The following is a 21069-nucleotide window of genomic DNA, read 5'->3' on the forward strand; positions in this document are numbered from 1 at the left end:
TGTATATCTTTTGATTCTAATAGATTTATTATATTTTTCAATCTTTTAAATTCATCAAATAAACATCTAAACTGATGATACAGATCACTGTTTTTTCTTTTAGGAATCTTTCAGTACTTTCTTAAATAAAAAAATTCCCGCATTTGAATAAATGCAGGAATTTTATAAAACCATATAACAATCACACAAACATTTGCTGTAACAAGCCTTTTTTCCACTGTTTAGCTTGTTCAATTTGCAGTGCAACGACTTCAATTTTTTGATCAATGGCTGATAGGAAATTAGCGATTTTGGTTTGTTCCTCAATACATGGAAATAACATAGAAACTTCTTTAATATCTGAAGCTAAAATATGTTCAATTGTATTACCTGTTTTGATTAGGGTAATTTTTTTCTTTCCAAACTCTGAGTAAAAGTAATATACAACAAATTCAGAATTCACTATTTGAGAGGATTTAGGTGTTAGAACCAAAAGTGCATGACAATTTCCATTTTTATACTCATCGGTAACAACAGCACACTCTCCAACATGGCCACTTTGAACCATCAAAATGTCATTAGTATGCAATATTGAATTTGTCTTTTTTTGATGAAATTCATTGTTGATATAGATAAGTCCTGTGGCATCAATTTTTCCATTTTTGATGTTCTTACCTTGAAGATATTTAACTCCAGATTCCACATAATAAGGAGTTGCCACACCGACAAAACCATTTCTAATTTTAGGAAAAAACTCTTTCAAAAATTTCTCTTCCCACTCCCCAAACTCCTTCCCATCATCCGCTTTAAAACGAATCTGCTGGCTAAACAGTTTTTGCATCATGCCCTGTTTATATTGGCTCAGTAGTTCATATTTCTGAGTTAGTAGGTTAATCTTTTCATCCACAGCGGAAAGAAAAGAAGCGATTTGGGTTTGTTCGTCTATTGATGTTATCGGCATCTGAATACGATAAAAATCTGAGTGATTAAGATCAGGGATCGTCGACGCCCCTGCATATTTCAGAATCAAATGCTGAGTCGTATTTTTTCTTAAAAATTCAACAAAGAAGTTTTTATCAACCTGCCTTCTGTCAAAATCGATTTTAAAAAAGTTATTATGAAACGCACCTTCGACATTTGTAACTACTTGACCAGTATTTCCTGTTCTAGTCATCAAAATATCGTCTGATTTACATCTTACTGAGATAGGTGGATTCTCAATAAAATAACTTTTTTTAGCACTCTCTCTGAGAAATTCATTTGTAATATAAAAAAATCTATTTTCACCATTTTCTAGAAAACGATCTTCAATCGCAATTTGCAATCCTTGATTAATTTTACAGAGTTTTTTTAAAGGTAATATAAACCAATCCGCTTCAAACTCTTTAAACCGTAACTTAGGCGAAGCCATTACTTCACCTCCGCAAAAGGTGAATCAATGCCGAGTTCTGCACAAAACTTAGAAATTTCTGCATCAGTTTTTAGACTTTCAACCTCTAAGGCTTGAAGCTGTTTCGCTATTGCATCTAAATCAATTTCAGCTTCGGCTTCAAAAGTATCCACATAACGCGGAATATTCAAATTGTAATCATTGTCAGCAACTTCTTGCAGACTCGCTACGTATGCATATTTTTCAATATTTTGACGGTTTTCAAATGCACCAACAATATTATCTAAATGCTCAGGCAAGAGCTTGTTTTGATTCTTTTGCTTATCAAACTCGTTGCTCGCATCAATAAATAAAATATTGTCGCTATGCTCACGGTTTTTCTTCAACACCAACACACAAGTCGGAATAGTCGTGCCATAGAAAATATTGGCAGGCAAACCAATAATCGTATCAATCACATTTAACTTTTCAATTAGATGCTTACGAATATGCCCTTCACTCGAACCACGGAACAAAACCCCATGCGGCAGTACAATCGCCAAAGTCCCATTTTCATCTAACTGATAAAGCATGTGCTGTAAAAACGCCATATCGGCCTTAGAACTTGGAGCTAATTTGCCAAAATCACGGAAACGCGGATCGCTTAAGTATGACTCACTCGCAGACCACTTTGCCGAAAATGGTGGATTCGCTACAATCGCATCAAATTTCAATTCCATATGCTGTGGACGTTTTAAAGTATCTTCCTGCTTAATTTCAAACTTTGAATAATGCACATCATGCAAAATCATGTTCATACGTGCCAAGTTATAGGTCGTACGATTCATTTCTTGACCGTAAATCGCATCCACATCGCCGACTTCACGCTTTACACGTAGCAATAAAGATCCTGAACCACAAGTCGGGTCATATACACTGCGTAGACGTTCTTTACCTAAGGTGACAAGTTTTGCAAGCAAAGTAGAAACCATTTGCGGTGTATAAAACTCACCTGCTTTTTTACCAGCACCTGAAGCAAATTCACCAATTAAGAATTCATAAGCATCGCCTAAAATATCAGACTCAGTATTCGACAGATCAAAATTAATATCGTCTAAATGTACGATTACACGGCTAATCAGCTCATTGCGGTCATCAGGCGTATTTCCCAACTTAGTCGAACTTAAATCCATGTCTTCAAACAAATGCGAAAAATCATCTGCCGCATCTGTACGCAGCGTACTTTGCTCAATTGCCTTAAGGGTTTTAATTACATCATCCAAAATGTATTTTTTTGCTCGAGCCAATGTTGCCATACTATGGAACAATTCTTGTGGTGCTAAGAAGTAGCCCATACTCGCAAGACATTCTTCACGCACAGCACTCAAATATGCTTGATTAATTTCAGTATCTTCGACCAATTCTGCAAACTTAATTTGATCAGGCGCCAAAATGTCGTTGGCATTATTTTGAATTTTTTCAGACAAATATTTGTAGAAGATCAAGCCCAAAATGTAATCACGGAATTCATCTGCCCCCATTTTACCGCGCAAAGTATTGGCAATATTCCAGAGTTGTTTTTGCAGTTCTTGAAGCTGGACTTGAGTCATTGTTGTACCAAAAAATGTTTTTAATTAATCATAAAAAAAGCCGAACCCGAAGGTTCGACTTTTTAGAATTTTGGTGGAGATGGCGGGAGTTGAACCCGCGTCCGCCAGCACTACGCTCGAGAATACTACATGCTTAGATATCGTCTATTGATTTAGCTCTTTGTGACCCGACGAACAGGGTACAAATCGCGATCCTTTAAGATTTAGTATAAGACCCCAAGGCTTGATCTTATACGGACTTGTGTGCGTTCGCTTCAGTCGGGACCCCTAACCACAAGTATTCAGGGATGCGGACAAGCTGCCCTTAGGCAGCTAGAGCGTAAGTTTCGTCGTTTGCGACTAAAATATGCAAATTTGATTTACGAGAGAAAATGCGCTCTCGACATGCATCTATGAGTTTCATCACCAGCGTCGAAGCCAGAAACATCCCCAAAGTAGCGTCATCATAGCATAACTGCAAAAAATTGCGATGCAATTTTGAAACAATTACACATTGATCTGCGCTTAATTACATAATTGCGTTAATATTTTATTTTTCAAGACCGCAAAAGAAAAATATATGAGCTATTTATTGGCACTCGATCAAGGAACGACTTCAAGTCGTGCGATCATTTTTAACGAACATGGACAAGTTCAAGCTACAGCTCAACGGGAAACCCATATTCAAACCCCACATTCGGGTTGGGTGGAGCAAGATGCTCAGGAAATTTGGAGTACCCAAATTGCCGTCGTACAGCAAGCGCTCGCTTCTGCCCGTATCCTCGCCAAAGACATTAAAGCCATTGGCCTGACCAATCAGCGTGAAACCACTGTGGTTTGGGATAAACGCACAGGTCAACCGCTCGCTCCTGCAATTGTCTGGCAAGACCGCCGTGCAACCGAGTGGTGTGGGCAACTAACTCAACAAAACCTCAATGACCTCATTCACAAAAAGACCGGTTTACGTATCGACCCCTATTTTAGTGCTGGGAAATTGGTCTGGTTATTAGAACACACTCAAGGTCTACGTGAACTCGCTGAGCAAGGTCATGTGGCTTTCGGCACAATTGATAGTTGGTTGGTGTGGAATCTGACGCAAGGTGCAGAGCATGTGATTGAAGCCAGCAACGCCTCACGAACCATGCTAATGAACTTGCAGCAACAAGCATGGGATGAAGAACTCTTAGAATTATTCGATATTCCCCTTTCGGTTCTTCCTAAAATCATCAGTTCAGATGAATATATTGCAGATACCGCGACAGGTTTACTTGGCGCAAACATTCCCATTACCGGCATTTTAGGTGATCAGCAATCTGCGTTATTTGGACAATCATGCTTTGACGCAGGAACAGCAAAAAATACCTATGGTACCGGCTGTTTCATGCTCTTTAACACCGGCACTGAAGTTCAATATAGCCACAATAAATTACTCTCGACACTTGCATGGCAAGCTCAAGGTCAAACCCATTATGCACTAGAAGGCAGTGTATTTATGGCTGGCGCAATCGTGCAATGGCTAAGAGACGGTTTAGGGATTATTCAAAAAAGCAGTGATGTTGAAAAACTCGCGTGCCAAGTGGAGCATACCGATGGCGTGGTTTTGGTTCCTGCCTTTACTGGGCTAGGCGCTCCGCATTGGGATAGTGATGCCCGTGCCCTCCTCTGTGGAATGTCACGTGGTACAAATAAATCCCACATAGCTCGTGCCGCCTTAGAGGCCATTGCCTTTCAAGTGTCGGATGTATTGACCGCCATGCAGTCAGACCTGTCTAGTCCACTTAAAGAACTCAGGGTCGATGGCGGTGCCAGTAGCAATGATATGCTGATGCAATTTCAGGCCGATATTTTAAATGTGCCTGTACTGCGTCCTAAACTTTTAGAATCAACAGCATGGGGCGCTGCCGCAATGGCCGGACTCAAAGCGGGTGTGTTTTCAAATCTTGATGAAATTGCTGCATCATGGCAATTAGAACGTGCTTTTGAACCAAAAATGAATGCTGATCAACGTGAATTTCATTTGGCTCAGTGGCAGTCTGCACTCAAACGGGCGCGCTCGGACCTTTAATTTTTTTCAATCAACACCGTATGCAATAAAAAAAAACCGCTCATTTGAGCGGTTTTTTTATACTTGATAATATTTAATGTGCATGACCACCACCCACACCTGCTTTAGGTCGCGGACAGAGCCAAATGATCAGTGCAGCGAATATAAAGACACCCGCCAAGACTAAAAACACATGATTGGCTGAAAGCGTTAAGGCTTCTTTATCCACCAAACTGGAGATATATCCCAAAGCAGCTTCTGAGCTCATTCCATTATTCACCAAGGTGTTTTGTACCTCAGTAACATGTAAATTACTGACCATTTCACTGCGTGCGACTTTGGTGTGATCATCCCAAATGGTTACTGCAATCGAGGCTCCAATTGCCCCTGCCATGGTTCTTAAGAAGTTCATCAAACCTGCTGCAGATGCCATGTCTTGTGGCAGTACAGATGCTAAGGCCATATTTGACAAGGGAATGAAGAAAAATGGCACGGCAAAACCTTGTAATATTTGCGGTAAAGCCAAAGCCATAAAGTCCGCATCCGTGGTCCAAAAGGCGCGCATAAGGGTTACTCCGCCCAAGATACTTAAACCAAAACTCGCCAAAGCACGTTGGTCGTATTTGGTTGCAAGCTTCGCAACAATTGGCGACATGGTCAGACTACCGACGCCCATCGTTGCGGTGAGATAGCCTGCCCACGTTGCGGTATAGCCCAAGTTTATCTGTAACCACTGCGGAATCAGGACAATACTGCCGAAGAAGGCACCAAAACCAAAGGCCAAAGCCAAGACCGAAATGGTAAAACTTCGGTACTTAAACAGCAGTATATTCACCACTGGATGCCGTTCAGTCAACTCCCAAATCGTGAAAACGATCAACCCGACAAATGCCGTCAGTGCCAACACCACGATAAATGGATTATTAAACCAATCTCGCTCATGGCCTAAGTCCAACATCAATTGCAAGGCACCGATCCACAACACCAACAGCAGTAAGCCACCGCGGTCTATTTTCAATTTCTGCGTTGGAGTTTCAGCCGTTTTCAGTAAGCGCATCGCTGCGATAGCACAACCGATCCCGACAGGAATATTGATAAAGAAAATCCAATGCCAAGATAAATTATCACTGATCGTACCACCCAAAATTGGACCTAAAATGGGACCAACGACGGTAGTCATTGCCCACATCCCCATGGCTTGGGATTGCTTTTCAGGAGGGAAAATGCGCATTAACAACGTTTGGCTCAGTGGCATAATCGGGCCACCAAACAAGCCTTGCCCAATTCGGCAAAACACCAACATTTCCAAACTGGTCGATAAACCACACAGTATCGAAAATACTGTAAAGCCAAACAGGCTGATCACAAAAACCCGTACAGAACCAAAGCGTCCAGCGAGCCAACCGGTTAATGGCACACAAATCGCTTCTGCCACAGCATAGGAGGTAATGACCCATGTCCCTTGGGATGCCGATACTGCAAGGCTACCGGTAATATGCGGCACAGATACATTGGCAATGGTCATGTCGAGCACAACCATAAAGTTCGCCAATGCCAAGACCAAGGCAGCGAGAATCAGACGACCACCTTTTAGGTCAGTCATTTGCATTTGCTGATTCATAGGCAATTACTTCGATTTCAGGTCAATCGTCGCTTCCATAGACAGCCCCACACGGAGTGGATGTTCTGCCAACTCTTTTGGATCTAAACGAATCCTCACAGGTAAACGCTGAACCACTTTAATCCAGTTCCCTGTGGCATTTTGCGCAGGAATCAAGGCAAATGCTGAACCTGTACCACCAGAAAAACCAGTGACTATGCCATTAAATTTAACTTTGTCACCATACAGATCAGACGTCAGTTCAACTTTTTGACCCGCTTGCACCCCTGCCAATTGGCTTTCTTTAAAGTTGGCATCGACATATAACTGAGAGACAGGCACCACCATCATTAATGACGTTCCCGGTGCAATGCGTTGCCCAACTTGAATATTGCGACGTGTCACTACACCATCAAAGGGTGCTTTAATTTGTGTACGTTCTAAGTCCAACTGAGCTTGTTGTAGACGTGCTTGTGCAATTAAAACATCTGGGGTTGAATTTTCATTGCTGTCTTGAATTAATGCATCATTTGCAGCTTTATTACTTTGTGCCGCTTTTTGACTAGATTTGGCTTGAGCGAGTCCTGCTTGTGCCACATCAAAACTGGCTTTAGCGGTATTCACAGCACTCTGCGCTGTGCTTAATTCTTCTTTAGAAATCGCACCTGAAGCAGCCAATTGTTGACGACGTTGTAATTCATCTTGTGCTTTATTCAGATCGGCTTGTGCTTTGGCCACTTGTGCGCTTGCACTATGAATTGCATCATCACTGACAAAGATTTGTGAGTTTAAAGAACTACTATTCGCCGCAGTTTGTTTGTATTGGCGTTTTGCTTTAAGTAATTCAGCCTGTGCCTGAGCTAAGGCAATTTCAGCATCACGAGCATCAATGCGAACAAGCACATCGCCTTTTTTCACTTGCTGCGTATCACTCACCAAAACCTCTGCCACTTGCCCCGTGACCATCGAGGTAATCGACGCTGTTTCTGCACCGACATAGGCATTATCGGTACTGACGGAATGATTTAGAAATATTGACCAAATCAAATACATCACCAAAGCAATCACGATCAATACAGCCACTATACCAAGGCCTTTTTTTCTGCGTGCTTTTAATTCCTGATCGGTGGGCTGCTCTGTAGATGGGGTTTCTGGCAGGTTACTAACGGTATCTGTCATAGATTTGTCCTAAATCTAGCAGACTTGGTCATGGCATCATGAGCTTTGCAAAGCATGTCAACTTTGCTGTCAGATAATGGTGTCGTGAGAAAGTCTATCTTCTTCAATTTTCCGGCATTTTAAAGCTAAAAAATCATATCCTGAGAATAGAAAATGTAACTCGTCAGTCTTTTTTTCGTCGGCAACAGGATAAAATCATGCCCTGCTGCCAATGCTGGACTTTATTTTTTCATCATTTTGAATGTGTTAACTTAAAAATGGCTTAATAAGCATACGATGCAATCGCTGTTGCAATCGCTTTACCTTCATCATTGACCATGGTCATACGCATGGTGCAGCCCTTACGACCTAAACGTAAGGTTTCAGCTCGTGCAACGAAATACTGTCCACGTCCTGGCGCCAAATAATCCACACGCATATCGACGGTCGCTAAGCGAGATACCTTTTTACTTGTTTCTGCTAGATCTTCAGCTGTGGCCTTTTTATACAATTCAGCCATCGCTGAAATACCACCGATACTGTCGAGTAAAGTTGCCGCAACACCACCATGTAAAATTTGGAATGCGACATTTCCTATTAGATTACTAGCCATGTCCACACGTGCTTCGATCTGACCATCGATCACCGTCATTTTCATGGCATTGTGTAAAAAAAATGGGGAGCTGTTAAATGCTTGAGCAATGTTATTTAATAAAGTATCGATTTCATTCTTCGAGTTTAGGTCAATATTACCGGTCCAACTCTTATTTACATCTGTCATAGCCTACTCGAATCGCTGTCATTGAATAAAAAAATAATACGGGGTGCGCCAAACCCTCATTATGCGTCTACAATAGTCAAAGTTTAATACTGATCAATGAGATTGTTATGACCTATACGTTCAATCGTCCAGCTTTTCCTGCCACTCGCATGCGTCGCATTCGTAAAAATGACCAGCTTCGTGCCATGGTGCGTGAAACTCAACTGACGACTGATCATCTCATTTATCCAGTATTTGTGTTGCCAGGCCAGCAACAAACTCAAGACATTCCAAGCATGCCAAACGTACAGCGTCTATCTGCTGACTTGTTACTAAAAAAGGCAGAACGTTTACTCGAATTGGGTGTTTCAAAATTAGCATTATTCCCTGTTACCCCACAGGAAGATAAAAGCTTAACGGCTGAAGCAGCTTGGCGTGAAGATGGCTTAGTCCAAAGCACCATCCGATTATTAAAAAAAGAACTGCCTGAAATGGTCTTAATCAGTGATGGTGCGCTCGACCCATATACCACACATGGTCAGGATGGCATTATCGATGACACAGGCTATGTGTTAAATGATGAAACTGTTGAATGCTTAATTAAACAAGCACTCAGCCATGCAGAAGCAGGTGTAGATGTGGTTGCACCAAGTGACATGATGGATGGTCGTATCGGCGCAATCCGCCAAGCGCTTGAAGCCAATGGCCATATCTATACCAATATCATGGCTTATTCTGCAAAATATGCGTCTAGCTTTTACGGGCCATTCCGTGATGCGGTAGGTTCTTCAAGCAACCTCAAAGGTGGCAATAAATATAACTATCAAATGGACATCGGTAACCGTGCAGAAGCTCTACATGAAATCGCACTGGATATCCAAGAAGGCGCCGACATGGTGATTGTAAAACCGGGTATGCCGTATTTAGATATCGTCCGTGAAGTCAAAGATAATTTCGGTGTTCCAACATTTGTCTATCAAGTGAGTGGCGAATACGCCATGTTGGCAGGTGCCATTCAAAATGGTTGGCTGTCTGATAGCGTGATTATCGAATCGCTTATGAGCTGCCGCCGTGCAGGTGCAGATGGGATCTGGACTTACTTTGCTGAAGATGCAGCACTCATGTTGAAAGACATGAAATAACCTGCAAAGCCTTCCTGAAATGGTAACGTTCGGGAAGGCTTTTTTTATATCTGTAAAATTTAAAAAACAGTCTTGGAAGAAAAACTTCGGCGTTGCTGAAGTTAAGATCAAACTCATACATTCATCGGTTAAAAGAACATGAATATTGCCATTATTGGGGCGGGTATTAGTGGTTTACTCAGCGCATTAGAACTGGTTGAACGCGGTTGTACGGTGACGATTTTCGACCAACAACGCACAGGTTCCGCTGCATCATGGGCCGGTGGTGGCATCCTCTCCCCGATGTATCCTTGGCGATATCCCAATGAAGTCAATGCGCTCGCACGTTATGGCAAGCAGAGCTACCAAAAATGGAATGAAAAATTAAAACCTATGACTGGGATTGATTTTGAAATTCATGAAACTGGCATGTTGATTTTTGATGAAGATGATTTTGAAATCGGCTTAGATTATGCCCGTTTGCATCAAGACCCGATGCAACAGGCGGAATATTTACAATCCGAGCAAATTGAGCAGATTAATCCTCACATTTCAGCACGCTTTGCACATGGCATTTATTTTTCACAATTAGCCAACATCCGTAATCCACGACTTTTGCAGTCATTAACGGCTTATTTACAGCAGCATCCCAAAGTTCAGATTTATGAACATTGCCCGATCCACCAATTAAACCGTTCGGACAATCGTATCCAGTCCATCACCACCGCAGATGGTACACAACATACAGCAGATCAATTCGTTATTGCCACGGGCGCTTGGTCAGCCGCATGGAGTGAACAACTGGACATTGAGATACCCGTACAACCCGTACAGGGACAAATGCTTCTCTTTAAAACCCCGCAGAACTGGTTGCCGACCATGTGCATGAATAAAGTTATGTACTTAATTCCACGCCAAGACGGTCATGTGGTTTGCGGCTCAAGTATGCGCCAATGTGGCTTTGATACTCAGACAACAAATACAACCTTGCAGCATATTCAAGAATCATGCTTTGACATGGTGCCAGAGCTTGCCAACTTTCCGATTGTGAAATCTTGGGCTGGCCTGCGTCCATCTTCCCCTGAAGGGATTCCGTATATTGGGCAGATGCCAAATTTCGACAATCTATGGGCAAATTTTGGGCATTTTAGAAATGGTTTATGTATGGGACCTGCTTCAGCTCAGTTATTGGCTGAACTGATGACTGGGGAAACGCCTTCATTCAATGCAGACCACTATAGTCCGACTCGCCTGTTTCAAGATGCATTGTTAAGCGTCGAATAATGGTCAATCCGTCAAATTCAACTAAGCCAATAAATCCTGCAAGGCTTCTTTTAACGTCGGAAATTTAAACTCAAAGCCTTGCTGTAATAAAGCAGCTGGCTGAACCAGTTGACCATTTAAAATTAATTGCGATTGCTCACCCAATAAAATTTTAAAAACAATTGCAGGCACATTGAGCCACGGCTTTTTGGCTAATTGACGTGCTGCAATCTGCGCAAATTGAGCCTGCGTCGATTGTTCAGGCGCAACTAAATTAAAAATATGCGGATCGATTGGCGTGGGTTCAAGCAATGCATGTTTTTTCTCTGCTTGTTTCATTAAAAACAGCATACTTCGGATCACATCTTGTATATGTATCCACACAAAAGGCTGCCGACCGGAACCTATTTTGTTGACCAAATTGAGCTGAATCGGTCGCAGCATTTGCGGTAAGATTCCGCCACCTTCAGCCAAGACCACACCTAGTCGTGTGATAATGGTATTTTGTTCAGGAAATTGGCGTGTGACTTGCTCCCAACTTTGGCATAGCTCTGACATAAAAATGGCTTGTGGTGCAGCATTTTCATCGCACACTTTTGTCCATTGTTCTTCAATATCAATACCATAATAGCCAACAGCCGAACCTGAAATAATGCATTTCGGAAAAATTTTACGTTTACGTAAATATTGATACAGCGCTTCTGTGGTTTTGACCCGACTTTCTAATAATTGCTGTTTACGCGTCTCTGTCCAGCGACCTTTGCCGATACTTTCACCTGCAAGATTAATCACATAATCAATTCTGTCATGAGGAATTTGATCGAGCTGCTGTACCCAAGTTAAATGTGGTGATTTAGAGATACGCCCAGCCTTACGACTGAGTCCAATCACTTTATAATCCGCAGCTAAAAGTGCCTTGATGAGATGTGTGCCAATAAAACCGCTGCCACCCGTCAGCAGTACTGTGGGCTGATGCATAATTTGTTCTTATCTATATGAAATAATACTGTTATCTATAGAACAAGATCACCAGATGATCAAGCTTTATGCGCCAAACTTTTGAGCAGCCATCCGCTGTGCTTGCGGACCATAAAACCAATAGGTGATTAAATACAAAGGGATAGCCATCAGTAATAACATGATCACCATTAAACTCATAAACTGAGGATGTTGAACATAGAGCATTAAATTTTGCCAAATTTCAGGATCTTTTCTTGAAAAAATTGCGATACCCAAAAGTACAAAAGCTAAATTATATAACCAAAAAATCAGGCTAAAACCTAGGGTAAATTTTTTACGTTCTGCCTGTGTCGGTGCTCTCTGATTTTTATTTAAAAACCGAAATAACACCACGATCATGGCAATCAGATAGGGTACGACCGTTAAAATACCACCCACACCCTGTGGCAATAATGCAGCGATCACACCGCAAATACAGGTCATGATTAAACAAATGAAAAAAAACAATAAAAAATAACGTGTTAAAGACACCATGACCCTAACCCAAGAAGAAGTTGACACCTAGTATAAAAAAAAATGCATTTTTTTTCATTTTCATGTCAACCAATCTGTAAACGGCTACGTTATATAGGGTACAAGGTCTGTAGCAACCGATGATTTGGACGGCATCCACAATGTTTCGGTGACCTTTTTAAAAGCAATAAGCTTCATTTTGAATTTAAGTATGAACAGCAGCCATGACTTAAATTTGAAATCGATTTTTTGACCGACGATTTCATCATCACTCGAATCGTCGGTCTTTTATTTTGTGCCTTATGTATTCAGCATTTAATTTTTATATTCTACACCCCAAAAAAATCAGCCGATAAAATATCGACTGACTGAAAAATCTATGCAACTTTAAAATAATTCACAACTGCAAATCTATGTTATGCAGCACAGTAGCGATTACGCCCCTGTCTTTTGGCTACATAAAGGTTTTTATCAACTTGATCCAGAAATTGCATTGGATTATCCAGATCTGAAGGAATAATGGTTTTTACCCCCATGCTGAGTGTGACGAGTTCCGACACTGCAGAGGCTTTATGCGGTAATCGTGCAGCACGCACGGCATCCATAATTCTATCGGCCATCACTGCTGCTGCGGCTTCATTGGTCTCTGGTAAAATCCAAGCAAATTCCTCGCCACCAAAACGCGCAACTAAATCACGAGGTCGTGTACAACAAGATTCCAAACTTTTAGCAATTTGACGCAGACATGTATCCCCAATCACATGACCATTCAAGTCATTGTATTGTTTAAAATAATCTAAATCGATCAAAATTAAACTCAGCGGCTTTTGCGTGCGGATTGCGTTTAACCATTCACGCTGGTAAAAGTCATCAAACAAACGTCGATTTGCAATACCAGTTAAGCCATCTTTATATGAATATTCTTCGAGCTGACGTTGCAATTTTTGTAGTTGTTCCTCTTGTTTTTTCCGCTCGGAAATATCAAACATAAAGCCGACAAGACAATCTACATCACCATTTGGTTTACGCACGACATGAACAACATCACGTATCCAAAGATATGAACCATCTTCTTTAAGTGCACGATAATCTGCTTCATGATCTATACCAGCCATAGACTGTGAAACACAATAATTCAGTACATAATTACGGTCTTCCTCGTGCATACGTGATGCCCAATCATCTACCGTTTTCCAACTACTTTGTTTCCAACCGAGTAACTTTTCAATTTGCGGTCCAATATAACTAAATGTTTTACTGTCCCAATCAATACACCAAGGAATGGCTAATGTAGACTCTAATAAAGTCTTATACACCATACTATTTGCAAGTTTTTCTTCATCAAAAGGATTATTTGGCATGTTGCATCTCCTGCTACCCCAAATGCAGGCAATATACCCGCTGTACAATAATTCACCTATATACAGGATTAGAACAACATTTTATATTCCTAGTTCTTGGTATTTTTTAACCTAATTTCAGATCTCTACTATTTGAAACGTGTAATCCTTCAAAGAAAATATAACAACAATGAACCAGCCTACTATTTTGAAATTCAAAGTTCTGATACCAAGCGTTAAGTTGTCTATTATTCTGCCGTTTTTGGTTGGTCATTTATCCCAGTTGAAGGGCTACCGATTCAATACTTCCGTATTGAAACTCAAGGCATTCATGGTGGCCTCTTAGAGCGCCCTGCTCAGACTCCACCAACGCACTGCGGCACCAATGCATTTACCTGTAGTTTTGAAGTTGAAGATTTCGACCATATCGCTGAGAAAATTTTGGCGCAGGGTGGTCAAATTGCCATGGAAAAATTTGCGATTCCTGGTCAATGTTGGCAAGGCTATTTCTTAGACCCAGACCACAATACCTTTGGCCTCGTACAAGTCGATTCAAATGCACAGTAACAGCTTAGATTGATGACCTTGTAACTGTCGAGAACGACTTAGTTTGACGTATGAATGATTAATCACCCTCGAAAATGTGAACATCTGTGATACTTTAGACCCCAATCAATTTTTTTGATTTTTGGGGGCTTGCATGACTGTTCGTTTTTTTCATACTTCTGATTGGCATTTAGGACAATTCTTCTATAACCACTCACGTGACTACGAACACGAACAGTTTCTTCATTGGTTACTCGAACAAATAGAACAAAAGCAGCCGCATGCCCTGCTGATAGCTGGCGATATTTTTGATGTCATCAACCCAGCTTCCAAAGCGCAAAAACAGCTCTATCAATTTTTAGCCGATGCGCATGTGCGTGCCCCGCACATGCAAACCCTGATGATCGCAGGCAATCATGACTCAGGTTACCGTATTGAACAAGTTGAGCCATTATTAGAAAAATACCATGCCAAAGCTGTTGGCGTGGTCCATAAAAATACTGAAGGTCAGCTCGATTTAGACCGATTACTCGTGCCTATTTATGATGAACACAAAAATATTGTGGCATGGTGTCTAACCTTACCTTTTTTACGGGCTGCCGAGATCACCGGATTCAATGATCAAACCACCAATAGCCAAAACGCTATTACCTATGTGCATCAGCAATTAATTGCGGAAGCCAAAGCACGTAAAACTTCAGATCAAGCCTTAATTTTAATGTCACATGCCCACATGCAAGGCGGTGAAACGTCGGACTCAGAGCGCCCGATTATTATTGGCAATGAAGAAGCGCTTTCGACTGCCCTATTTGATGATGTAATTGACTATGTCGCACTTGGGCATTTGCATAAACCGCAAAAAGTCGCACAGACCCATATCCGTTATAGCGGCTCACCGATTCCCCTGTCATTTAGTGAAATTAATTATAAGCACCAAGTGCTTGAGATCAGTATTGATCCAACTCAAACAGATGAATCACGCTTTCAAATGGGGTCCTTAGCAATTCCGCGCAGTGTGCAATTGCATCGCATCAAAGGCACAATTCCAGAAGTTTTGGCACAATTATCTGCTTTGGCGAGCGGTGAAATTGAAGATATTGATCAGCGTGAATATGTCGAAATTGAATACCATACCGACACCCCGCCTGCACCTAATTTAAGACAGCAGTTTGAAGAGGCTTTAGCGCCGAACCGTTATCGGTTGGTGCGCATCAGCCGCCGTTATTTAAACTCAGATCAAAATAATCAGCAACAAGCCGCAATCAACCTTGATCCACCTACGCCTGAAAAATTATTCCAAAACCTTTGGGAAAAACAAGGCTATGGTGCTGATGACACCGTAATGAAAGATTTTTTAAGTTTGGTCGATGAAGCACAAAAATCACTTGAAGATGATGTGAACGCTTAAGGAATTGCCATGAAAATTTTATCTATACGTATTAAAAACTTGGCATCTTTAGCGGGTGAACATTTTATTGATTTTGAATCTGAGCCTTTAGCCAGTGCAGGCTTAGTAGCAATTATTGGCAAAACTGGTGCAGGTAAATCAACCATTTTAGATGCCATGTGTTTGGCGCTGTTTAATCGTGTGCCACGTTTAAAAGACAGCGATGGTAAACTGATCGATATCGATGGTTCAGAGTTGCCAACCAACTCACCGCAAACCGTATTACGCCGTGGCACAGGTCAAGGCTTTGCCGAGCTCAGCTTTGTTGCCCAAGACCAAAAAGTCTATTCAGCGCGTTGGGAAATTAAACGTGCCCGTGAAAACCCAAATGGCAAATTGCAAAGCGTACAGCGTTCACTGAAATGCTTAACGGATGGCAGTGTCGTTGCAGATAAAACTAAAGCGGTTGAGAGCCAAATTTTACGCATTACTCAACTCAGTTTTGAGCAATTTACTCGTGCTGTTTTACTGGCTCAGTCAGAAGTGACCGCTTTTTTAAAAGCGCGTGATAATGAACGTGGCGAGCTATTGGAATATCTGACCAATTCCAGTATTTTCGGAAAAATTGGTCAATTGGCCTTTGAAAAAACTAAACAAATTGCCAATCAGCGTAAAGAGCTGGAAAATGTTTTAGGACATATTGAAATATTGTCTGATGAAGATCTAATAACAACCACGAATCAATTCAATACGGTTTCTACAGAATATAAAAAGCTGGAAATAGAAAAATCAGCGTTCGAAAAAAATCAACAATGGTATGAACAAAAGCAAAAATACGAAACTGATGTGCAAGCACGTCAGCAACAACTACAAAATCAGCAACAACAACTTGATGCACTTGCGCCTGAAAAGCTACAACTGCAACAACTTGAACGCTTTTCATCTATACGCCCAAGTGTAATTCAACAAAAAAATATCAAGCTTGAAATTGCACAATTACAGCCGCAATTGACACATGCACAACAGCATTTTTCAGAGATTGAACAACAATTCAATGCTGAAAAAACCATCTTTGAAAAAATAGATACAGAACAAAAACAACAGCATCAATTTGAGATTCAACATCAAGACAAAATTAAACTGGTGCGTGACCGGATTGCTGAACGTCTTGTATTGGTAGATCAATTACGCAAAGCGCAAGGTGATTTTAAAGAGATTGAAAACCAACTTGTTCCGCATATCAACAATGAAAAACAGATGAAGGAACAGCTTGAGCAACTGCAAACCAATATTGCTCAACACACGGCACAGCTAGAAAGTTCAAATCACTTTGCCTCACTCGATGATGCACTTTCAGCGCATATCACACAGACTCAACGATTTATTCAAAGTTATGCACAATTTGAAAAAAATTATGGCAATGTGCAACAAGCCAATACACAATTACAGACACAACAAAAACAACTTGAAAAATTAACGCAAACATTTGGGCAAGAAGATGCGCTCAATCAGAAAATTTCATCACTACGTTACGAACGTGACCAGCTTTTACAAAAATTAAATCAGCTCAATGTTGTTCAGCAACAATGGCAAAGCTTCCAAAATATTGATGCTGAAAACACCAATCTCATGACGGTGAAACGTACACTAGCTCAGCAAATTAAACAAAGTCATACGCAGCTAAAAACGGCCGAACTTACCTATCAAACGCAGAAAAATGAGCGTGAAAAACTGCAACACATGTTGCAACAACAGCGCTTACTGAATACGGAAAATATTGAAAAATTGCGTGCAGATTTGGTCGATGGCGAAGCGTGTTTAGTCTGTGGAAGTACCCATCATCCTTATTCAGAAAAAGAAGCTTTTTCTGATGAATTACTGAAACTACAAACGCAACAAGAACAACAAGCACTTGCATTGGAAAAAGTGGCTTTCGAAGCTTGGCAAAAATTACAAACCACCTCCACTCAGCAAACCGCGTTAATGGATGCCAATGCGCAACAGCTAGCGACCTTAAAAATACAACTTGATCAGGCAAAAAATGCGCTTCAACAACAATTAAATATTCTAAATATTTCTTTTGATTTTTCACATCAGCATGAAGCCTTGGCGCAACTGATTCAGACAAGAATCAATGAATCACAACAAGCGCAAAAACAAACTGAAGATGCCTTAATTTCACATGAAAATGCTCAAAAACAAAGTCATGCACTCATAACTTCAATTCAACAAACCACACAGCACTTATCCAGTGTGCAACAAGCTGAAATCAATATTCAGCATATTCTCATTGTGTTGAATGACGTAGAAAAAAAATTATGGGAACAGTCGACTTTAAGCGCGGCTGAACAGATTTATCACACACTACAACAACGTCAAAATTACTTAAAGCAACGCCACGAGTTAAATACTCAATATAATCAAACTTCACAACAGCTTGAGCACTATCAGCAACAAATTAAATTTAGTCAGGAAAAAATTCAAACGGCTCAAAATCTAATTGAAAATTTAACAATTGAGGGCAAAAAAAATAGTGATATTGCGATTCAAACTATTTTTGAGATGACCCAAACACAAGTTGAAAAACCACATGATTGGTTAAATGATTTTGACCAAAACAGACAACTGTTACAGACGAGATTCAATCAGGCTCGTCAAACATTCGATCAAGTACGTCAAGCCTTTGAAACCAGTCAAAGTCGCTTAAAAGAATACCTCACCCAGCAAACACAATTAGTCACTCAAATGAGGCATGTTGAAAATACGCTTCAACAATGGATGAGCCAAAATTCAGAATTTAGTGAAACGCTGTTAGCGCAACTTAGTGCAATTTCATATGAACAAGAACAGCAGCTTAAACAGCGTGTTTTAAATGCAGAACGTGCCTATTCAGATGCTCAAGCAGGTATTCAGGCTATTCAAGAAACGTTGAAACAGCATTTAAAAACACAGCCTGAAATACAAATTTTACAAATCGAGCGTGTCATTGCACTAAATCTTAAAGCCCTTGCAGAACAGCAAGAACTTAGAGATCAACTTAAAAGTAAGTTAGATGTTCATTTTTCTAACCTCAGCAAACAAAAACAATTTGCCGATCAGATTCAACAGATCCAATCTGAAGAACATCGTTGGAATAAAATTTCGAGCTTAATGGGCGATGCAACGGGCAAGAAGTTCCGTGATTTGGCGCAGCAATATAACCTTGATATTTTAATCGAGTATGCTAACCAGCAATTGGCGATACTTTCACAGCGCTATACCTTAAAGCGCCTTGAAAATTCCTTAAGTCTAGCCATTATCGATCATGACATGGATGGCGAAACTCGCTCTGTCTCTTCGCTTTCAGGTGGTGAGTCGTTCTTAACAGCACTCGCTTTATCCTTAGCCATTGCAAGCATGGCATCAGGAACAACGAAAATCGAAAGCCTATTTATTGACGAAGGATTTGGCACGCTAGATGCCTCAAGTCTACACATGGTCATGAATGCTCTAGATCAGTTGCAAAACCAAGGCCGTAAAGTAGTATTGATCTCGCATATTCAAGAAATGCACGAACGAATCCCTGTGCAAATTCAAGTCAATCCTGTCGGAGCAGGTGCAAGCACCATCCAAATCGTATCTTAAAAAAAGCCTGCTTAAAGCAGGCTTTATAATTTTTGATTCTCTAGATCATTACGTCCCGAGTGGACGTAGCGTTAAAATCTGTTCACTACGCCCAAATGGGCCATGGACATCATGCAATACAGAACTACTCAAACCAACACCATCCGCTCCATACTGCTGCACGGTTTCCAGACCTAACCACTGTCCCTGTGGTAAACGGTGCAAATGGATTTGTAGATCCAGATTTGGAAAGCCCCAGCCAAATGGCCAATCCTGACGCGGAACAATACCATTGGCGGTATCAACCATGCCCATTAAACGGACAAAATCAGCAGTCGGCTCACCTTCAACCATGTCATGCTGTGTTCTCAGCCACACAATGCCTTGACCTGCACGGCGCCCATGGCTTCTTGCTTCAATCGACTGAATATATCCCCCCGGCCACTGACGGATACCGTCCCAAATCGGCGCAGTTTCTGGCCCAGTCACATCAGCATCCTCCAAACCTTTCACGGACTGGCTATTTTGCGTCATCATGCGCCAAGTGCGTGCCACAATGCAGGTTTTGCCCTGAGCCCGCATTTCAGATTCAATCAGTTCAATGGTTTTTCCCGGACGAATCACTTGCGTGATTATTTCAAACTCGCCAGCAGGAATTAAGCCCAAAATATCGAGGCTAATGCGCCCGATACGCATATCATGACGTGGTGAAAAACGGTCTAATTCAGCACAAATAATGCCTGTAGCTGGTGCCATGTGTTGCTCATGTGCATTCCATGCACCTTGTGCTAAATTGGTCGAATGGTAATGTGCCGTGACACAGCCTTGCGCATCTACGTCGCGTTGAATCAACTGATAATATGCCGTCATGAACTTCCCTATTTGTCCAAGTGTGAATTACTTCAATATCAAAAACATCCTGATTATTTTGTACTCAACTTTAATGGAAAGTTCAAATTAAAAGGCTCACTTTGAACCCATAGGTTTCATCTATTGTGAAAATTTATCTGCTGTGCTTACACTTTATAAGCCTAGTTTTTGAAAGCAGGCTGAATCTTCTGTCCTATTTTGAATAATCACGTGCGCCAAACAATGCTGTCCCCACGCGAACCATCGTTGAACCCGCAGCAATCGCATCTGTCATATCACCTGACATCCCCATGCTTAAGGTATCCCAATCCTCAGGTTTCGTATGCTGTGCTTTGACATGCTCAAAGAGCACTTTGGCATCAACAAACGCTTGCGGATTGTTTGGAGCAGGAATTACCATTAATCCACGTAAGCGTAAATTCGGTAGCGTAGAAATCTGTGCGACCAAATCTGCTACTTCATTCGGCTGACAGCCATCCTTCGTATCTTGCGCGTCAATATTGACTTGTAGGCAAATATTCAAAGGTGCTTGCGTCGCTTCTCGCTGGCTTGATAAACGCTCCGCAATAATCAAACGGTCTACCCCATGCACCCAAGCAAAGTTTGAAGCCAAATGTTTGGTTTTATTGCGCTGTACATGACCAATGAAATGCCAATCAATCTCTAAATCTGCCAAAGCCTCAATTTTTTCAAGCGCTTCTTGCAGATAATTTTCACCAAATGAGCGTTGCCCCGTTGCATACATTTCTCTTAGCATTTCAGCAGGATGCGTCTTAGATACAGCCAACAATTCAACCGATTGCTGTGGTCGACCCGCAAGTTGGCAAGCCTGCTCAATTTGCTGCAAGACTTGATTTCGTGCTTCTTGAAGTTTATTCATTGACGGGGTTCTCATTTCATTCATCTTTTTTTGCATTGCCCTGCAACTAAGTGTTGGTTAAGCTGTGGGAAAGCCTTATTATTCTAT

General features: G+C 41.3%; 15 protein-coding genes, 1 other RNA gene and 1 pseudogene. 6 read left to right on the forward strand and 11 right to left on the reverse strand.

The genetic code is table 11. The features are described from left to right. Window positions 1–181 precede the first annotated feature (181 nt). From FTU06_RS09210 to ssrA, 3 genes are all read right to left on the reverse strand, one after another. The gene (locus FTU06_RS09210; protein ID WP_180146197.1) at window positions 182–1390 is read right to left on the reverse strand and encodes a restriction endonuclease subunit S; all 1209 of its coding nucleotides are present in this window, start codon (window positions 1388–1390) and stop codon (window positions 182–184) included. Beyond that, complete coding sequence (locus FTU06_RS09215; RefSeq protein WP_180146200.1) at window positions 1390–2958, reverse strand: type I restriction-modification system subunit M; 1569 nt, start codon at window positions 2956–2958, stop codon at window positions 1390–1392. Before FTU06_RS09215 ends, FTU06_RS09210 begins: the two co-directional genes overlap by 1 nt. Window positions 2959–3029: 71 nt before the next feature. Then, window positions 3030–3389, reverse strand: a transfer-messenger RNA (tmRNA) gene (gene ssrA, locus FTU06_RS09220). Window positions 3390–3517: 128 nt separating this feature from the next. Here ssrA and glpK point away from each other — a divergent pair. Next, window positions 3518–5002, forward strand: coding sequence for a glycerol kinase GlpK (gene glpK, locus FTU06_RS09225; protein ID WP_180146203.1), 1485 nt, complete (start codon window positions 3518–3520; stop codon window positions 5000–5002). 73 nt (window positions 5003–5075) lie between these two features. Here glpK and FTU06_RS09230 read toward each other — a convergent pair whose 3' ends face one another. The 3 genes from FTU06_RS09230 to FTU06_RS09240 form a co-directional block, all read right to left on the reverse strand. Then, window positions 5076–6584 (reverse strand): DHA2 family efflux MFS transporter permease subunit, encoded by a 1509-nt coding sequence (locus tag FTU06_RS09230; protein WP_373684701.1) that lies wholly within the window; start codon window positions 6582–6584, stop codon window positions 5076–5078. 24 nt (window positions 6585–6608) lie between these two features. Then, window positions 6609–7760, reverse strand: coding sequence for an efflux RND transporter periplasmic adaptor subunit (locus FTU06_RS09235; RefSeq protein ID WP_180073200.1), 1152 nt, complete (start codon window positions 7758–7760; stop codon window positions 6609–6611). Between the two features lie 262 nt (window positions 7761–8022). Next, window positions 8023–8520 (reverse strand): thioesterase family protein, encoded by a 498-nt coding sequence (locus FTU06_RS09240; protein WP_180108025.1) that lies wholly within the window; start codon window positions 8518–8520, stop codon window positions 8023–8025. A gap of 107 nt (window positions 8521–8627) precedes the next feature. Here FTU06_RS09240 and hemB point away from each other — a divergent pair, with 107 nt between their 5' ends. Next, complete coding sequence (gene hemB / locus FTU06_RS09245; RefSeq protein ID WP_078190017.1) at window positions 8628–9641, forward strand: porphobilinogen synthase; 1014 nt, start codon at window positions 8628–8630, stop codon at window positions 9639–9641. 138 nt (window positions 9642–9779) lie between these two features. Next, a complete protein-coding gene (gene thiO, locus FTU06_RS09250) occupies window positions 9780–10904 on the forward strand; it encodes a glycine oxidase ThiO (protein WP_180146206.1) in 1125 nt (374 codons plus the stop codon). A 21-nt stretch (window positions 10905–10925) separates the two neighbouring features. On the opposite strand, the gene FTU06_RS09255 is transcribed toward thiO, so the two are convergent. The 3 genes from FTU06_RS09255 to FTU06_RS09265 all read right to left on the reverse strand — a co-directional run bounded on the left by FTU06_RS09255 (window position 10926) and on the right by FTU06_RS09265 (window position 13717). Next, window positions 10926–11861 (reverse strand): TIGR01777 family oxidoreductase, encoded by a 936-nt coding sequence (locus FTU06_RS09255; RefSeq protein ID WP_180146209.1) that lies wholly within the window; start codon window positions 11859–11861, stop codon window positions 10926–10928. 66 nt (window positions 11862–11927) lie between these two features. Then, on the reverse strand, window positions 11928–12377 hold the full coding sequence (locus FTU06_RS09260) for an ABZJ_00895 family protein (protein ID WP_078193094.1): 450 nt from the start codon (window positions 12375–12377) through the stop codon (window positions 11928–11930). Window positions 12378–12772: 395 nt separating this feature from the next. Beyond that, window positions 12773–13717, reverse strand: a complete 945-nt coding sequence (locus tag FTU06_RS09265) for a GGDEF domain-containing protein (protein ID WP_078193095.1) — start codon at window positions 13715–13717, stop codon at window positions 12773–12775. Window positions 13718–13861: 144 nt separating this feature from the next. Here FTU06_RS09265 and FTU06_RS09270 point away from each other — a divergent pair. From FTU06_RS09270 to FTU06_RS09280, 3 genes and pseudogenes are all read left to right on the forward strand, one after another. Continuing rightward, a pseudogene (locus FTU06_RS09270) lies at window positions 13862–14263 on the forward strand (VOC family protein). Window positions 14264–14396: 133 nt separating this feature from the next. After that, on the forward strand, window positions 14397–15650 hold the full coding sequence (locus tag FTU06_RS09275) for an exonuclease SbcCD subunit D C-terminal domain-containing protein (RefSeq protein ID WP_168379059.1): 1254 nt from the start codon (window positions 14397–14399) through the stop codon (window positions 15648–15650). A gap of 9 nt (window positions 15651–15659) precedes the next feature. Beyond that, window positions 15660–19253, forward strand: a complete 3594-nt coding sequence (locus FTU06_RS09280; RefSeq protein ID WP_180004256.1) for an AAA family ATPase — start codon at window positions 15660–15662, stop codon at window positions 19251–19253. A gap of 48 nt (window positions 19254–19301) precedes the next feature. Here FTU06_RS09280 and FTU06_RS09285 read toward each other — a convergent pair whose 3' ends face one another. Together FTU06_RS09285 and FTU06_RS09290 are read right to left on the reverse strand one after the other, a co-directional pair. After that, window positions 19302–20102 carry a thioesterase family protein gene (locus FTU06_RS09285; protein WP_078193098.1) on the reverse strand — a complete coding sequence of 267 codons (801 nt, stop codon included), beginning with the start codon at window positions 20100–20102 and terminating at the stop codon, window positions 19302–19304. A gap of 193 nt (window positions 20103–20295) precedes the next feature. Next, on the reverse strand, window positions 20296–20982 hold the full coding sequence (locus tag FTU06_RS09290; RefSeq protein WP_180146212.1) for a YggS family pyridoxal phosphate-dependent enzyme: 687 nt from the start codon (window positions 20980–20982) through the stop codon (window positions 20296–20298). Between the last annotated feature and the right edge of the window lie 87 nt (window positions 20983–21069).

This window comes from Acinetobacter sp. YH12052, from assembly GCF_013419835.1.
GTDB classification, from domain to species: Bacteria; Pseudomonadota; Gammaproteobacteria; order Pseudomonadales; family Moraxellaceae; genus Acinetobacter; species Acinetobacter amyesii.

Excerpts from the sequence above, each read along its gene's own strand:
- FTU06_RS09280 (WP_180004256.1), top strand. The coding sequence starts at position 15,660 with ATGAAAATTTTATCTATACGTATTAAAAACTTGGCATCTTTAGCGGGT.
- FTU06_RS09210 (WP_180146197.1), bottom strand. The coding sequence starts at position 1,390 with ATGGCTTCGCCTAAGTTACGGTTTAAAGAGTTTGAAGCGGATTGGTTT.
- FTU06_RS09275 (WP_168379059.1), top strand. The coding sequence starts at position 14,397 with ATGACTGTTCGTTTTTTTCATACTTCTGATTGGCATTTAGGACAATTC.
- FTU06_RS09230 (WP_373684701.1), bottom strand. The coding sequence starts at position 6,584 with ATGACTGACCTAAAAGGTGGTCGTCTGATTCTCGCTGCCTTGGTCTTG.
- thiO (WP_180146206.1), top strand. The coding sequence starts at position 9,780 with ATGAATATTGCCATTATTGGGGCGGGTATTAGTGGTTTACTCAGCGCA.
- FTU06_RS09260 (WP_078193094.1), bottom strand. The coding sequence starts at position 12,377 with ATGGTGTCTTTAACACGTTATTTTTTATTGTTTTTTTTCATTTGTTTA.
- FTU06_RS09235 (WP_180073200.1), bottom strand. The coding sequence starts at position 7,760 with ATGACAGATACCGTTAGTAACCTGCCAGAAACCCCATCTACAGAGCAG.
- FTU06_RS09215 (WP_180146200.1), bottom strand. The coding sequence starts at position 2,958 with ATGACTCAAGTCCAGCTTCAAGAACTGCAAAAACAACTCTGGAATATT.
- FTU06_RS09255 (WP_180146209.1), bottom strand. The coding sequence starts at position 11,861 with ATGCATCAGCCCACAGTACTGCTGACGGGTGGCAGCGGTTTTATTGGC.
- FTU06_RS09240 (WP_180108025.1), bottom strand. The coding sequence starts at position 8,520 with ATGACAGATGTAAATAAGAGTTGGACCGGTAATATTGACCTAAACTCG.
- glpK (WP_180146203.1), top strand. The coding sequence starts at position 3,518 with ATGAGCTATTTATTGGCACTCGATCAAGGAACGACTTCAAGTCGTGCG.
- FTU06_RS09265 (WP_078193095.1), bottom strand. The coding sequence starts at position 13,717 with ATGCCAAATAATCCTTTTGATGAAGAAAAACTTGCAAATAGTATGGTG.
- hemB (WP_078190017.1), top strand. The coding sequence starts at position 8,628 with ATGACCTATACGTTCAATCGTCCAGCTTTTCCTGCCACTCGCATGCGT.
- FTU06_RS09290 (WP_180146212.1), bottom strand. The coding sequence starts at position 20,982 with ATGAATAAACTTCAAGAAGCACGAAATCAAGTCTTGCAGCAAATTGAG.
- FTU06_RS09285 (WP_078193098.1), bottom strand. The coding sequence starts at position 20,102 with ATGACGGCATATTATCAGTTGATTCAACGCGACGTAGATGCGCAAGGC.